Below are 3,245 nucleotides of genomic sequence, written 5' to 3' on the forward strand. Positions count from 1 at the left end.
TGGCCCCCGGCTCGACGAGCGCGCCGTGCGTCGGGCCGAGCGGCGCGGGCACCTCCACGAGTGAGGTCGCGGGCACGGCCACCCGCTCTCCGAGGGCGCCGGGCCAGCCCCGGCGGATCCCGACCTCGTAGCGGTTCTCGCACAGGTGCTGCCGGTGATTGCGGCACCGGTGGCACTCGCCGCAGCCGAGCATCGTGTCGCCGGTGACCCTTCGTCCGATCCAGGCCGGGTCGACGCCGGCGCCGACCGCCGACACGGTGCCCATCCATTCGTGGCCGATGCGCATCGGGTACGCGGCGTGGCCGGTGTGCAGGTACGCCATCTCGCCGCTGAAGAACTCCAGGTCGGTGCCGCAGATCCCGGCGCGCTGCACGTCGACGACCACCTCGCCGGGCGCCGCTGTCGGAGCCGGCACGTCCTGCACCTCCGCACGCCCGGGCGCGGTGATGACGAGGGCCTTCATCGCCCGCCCCACAGCGTCGGCGCGATGCCGCGCACACCCGTCTTCGCCGTGAACAGGCGTCCCGAGAGCGGGTATCGCTCGAGCTGTGCAGGCGTCATGTGCTCGGTCGCGGTCGTGATGACGAGCGTGCCCAGGTCCGATCCGGCGAACGCCGGGCACGTCGTGTGCGGTGCGGGCACGTCGACGCGGCCGACGAGGCGGCCGTCGGGAGAGAAGCGCAGCACGCAGCCCCCGCCCCACACCGCCACCCAGAGGTGGTCGTCGGCGTCCATCGTCATGCCGTCGGGGTGTCCGTGGCCGAGCTCCGCGAAGACGGTGCGCGGTCCGGTCGCGCCGGTCGCGGGATCGTATGAGCGGACGAAGATCCGGGCGCTGCCGGTGTCGGCGCTGTAGAACCGGCGGCCGTCGGCGCTCCATGCCAGTCCGTTCGAGAGCGTGAGGTCGTCGTCGATGACGGTCACCTGCTCATCGGCTCCGGGCTCGATGCGCAGCAGGAGCTCGTCGCCCGGCCCGAGCGTGCCCGCGACGAGACGCCCGGCCGGGTCGGGCTTGGCGTCGTTGAACCGGCGACCGTCGCCGGTCACCAGCTCTCGTCCCGACGAGATCGCACCGTCGGCCGCGACGTAGTGCAGCCGGCTCGTCCCGGCGACGACGAGCGCACCGTCGGCGGCGACCGCGACGGCACCCGCGGTGTCGGGCGTCTGGATCCGGCTCTGCGGCTCGACGCGGCCGTCGTCGTGGAGGCGGCCGACATGGACGACGCCTGCCATAATGTCGACCCACAGCAGACGCTCGCGGATCGGATCCCAGGTCGGCCCCTCGCCGAGAAAGGCCGGCTCGTCGCCGGCGACCCGGGCCGTGGCGAGCAGCGGCACGTCGGCGTAGCCGGACTCAATGGGATTCACGCGACACCTCCGATCCGGACGCGCCGACGAGGAAGTCGAGGTCCGCGCCGCGGTCGGCCTGCAGCACATGGTCCACGTACAGGCGCTCCCACCCGCGCCGCGGGTTCGCGTAGCCGTCGAGGGTGGCCTGGTTCGGCATCCGCTCCGCGAGCTCGTCAGCGGGAACATCGAGGTCCAGCCGGCGCGCACGCACGTCGAGGCTGATCCAGTCGCCGGTGCGCACCACGGCGAGCGGGCCGCCCGCGGCGGCCTCGGGGGTCACGTGCAGCGCGACCGTCCCGTACGCGGTGCCCGACATGCGGCCGTCGCAGACGCGCACCATGTCGCGCACGCCCTTTTCCAGCAGCTTGGTCGGCAGGGGCATGTTCGACACCTCCGGCATGCCCGGGTAGCCTTTCGGCCCGCAGCCGCGCAGCACCATCACCGAGTCCTCGTCGATGTCGAGGTCGGGGTCGTCGATGCGGGCGTGGAAGTCCTCGATCGAGTCGAACACGACCGCCCGGCCCCGGTGCTTCAGCAGGTGCGGCGACGCCGCCGCGGGCTTGATCAGGGCGCCGCCCGGAGCGAGCGACCCGCGCAGCACCGAGATGCCGGCGTGCGGCTGCAGCGGGGACTCCCGCGGCGTGATGACGTCGGCATCCCAGATCTTCGCGTCGTCCAGGTACTCGACCAGTGGACGCCCGGTGATGGTCAGCGCCTCGGGGTCGAGCAGGTCCCGCACTTCGCGGAGCACGGCGAGGAACCCGCCCGCCCGATACAGGTCGTCCATCAGGTACCGGCCCGCCGGCTGCAGGTTCACCAGCAGCGGCACCTCTGCGCCGATGCGGTCGAAGTCGTCGATCGTCAGCTCGATGCCCAGCCGCCCGGCGATGGCCAGCAGGTGCACCACGGCGTTCGTCGACCCGCCGATGGCGGCCAGCGCCACGATCGCGTTGTGGAAGCTCCCCTTCGTGAGGAACGTCGACGGGCGGCGGTCGTCCGCGACGAGCTGGACGGCGAACCGCCCTGTGTCGTGGGCGGCCTCGAGCAGTCGCGCATCGGCGGCCGGGGTCCCGGCGAGCCCCGGGATGACCGTGCCGAGCGCCTCTGCGACCAGCGCCATCGTCGAGGCCGTGCCCATCGTGTTGCAGTGCCCCTTCGAGCGGATCATCGACGACTCGCTCTTGAGGAACATCGCCTCGCTCAGCGTCCCGGCCCGCACCTCTTCGCTGAGGCGCCACACGTCGGTGCCGCAGCCCAGCGCCTCGCCGCGGAAGTGCCCGGTGAGCATCGGCCCGCCCGGGACCACCACCGCGGGCAGGTCGACGGATGCCGCCGCCATCAGCAGCGACGGGATCGTCTTGTCGCAGCCGCCCAGCAGCACGACCCCGTCGATCGGGTTGGCGCGCAGCATCTCCTCGGTGGCCATCGCCGCCATGTTGCGCCACAGCATCGCCGTCGGCCGCACGTTCGTCTCGCCCAGCGACACCACCGGCAGCTCCAGCGGGATGCCGCCCGCCTCGTAGACGCCGTTCTTCACCGACTGCGCCACCTCCGTGAGGTGCGCGTTGCACGGCGTGAGGTCCGACGCCGTGTTCGCGATCGCGATCTGCGGACGCCCTCCGAACGCCGAGTCCGGAACCCCGCGGCGCATCCACGCCCGATGGATGTACGCGTTGCGGTCGTCCCCCGCGTACCACTGCGAACTGCGAAGCGTCATCAGCGACCTCTCCCGCCGGCATCCCTGCCAGGACTCCCGGTCCGGACGCCCTTAACGGCCCCCGGCTCCTCCCGCCATCCTGCCCGATCGCCCGCCGGGAATCGGGGCCTGGGTGGGTGCCGCCCCCCCGCGGCGGGGGGCCAACAACCATTAGGGCTGGCTGGGGGGCCGCAGGGGG

At 72.8% G+C, this 3,245-nt stretch carries 3 protein-coding genes; all 3 read right to left on the reverse strand.

Annotated features, from left to right (window positions below):
- On the reverse strand, window positions 1–463 hold a 463-nt coding region (locus tag ACTHNQ_RS14505; protein WP_440334461.1), incomplete at its 3' end, for an alcohol dehydrogenase catalytic domain-containing protein.
- Window positions 460–1,368, reverse strand: coding sequence for an SMP-30/gluconolactonase/LRE family protein (locus ACTHNQ_RS14510; RefSeq protein WP_440334463.1), 909 nt, complete (start codon window positions 1,366–1,368; stop codon window positions 460–462). The genes ACTHNQ_RS14510 and ACTHNQ_RS14505, both read right to left, overlap by 4 nt.
- Window positions 1,355–3,067, reverse strand: a complete 1,713-nt coding sequence (locus ACTHNQ_RS14515) for an IlvD/Edd family dehydratase (protein WP_440334465.1) — start codon at window positions 3,065–3,067, stop codon at window positions 1,355–1,357. Before ACTHNQ_RS14515 ends, ACTHNQ_RS14510 begins: the two co-directional genes overlap by 14 nt.
- Window positions 3,068–3,245: the final 178 nt, after the last annotated feature.

It is taken from the genome of Microbacterium sp., assembly GCF_051953575.1.
In the GTDB taxonomy this organism is placed as follows: Bacteria; Actinomycetota; Actinomycetes; order Actinomycetales; family Microbacteriaceae; genus Microbacterium.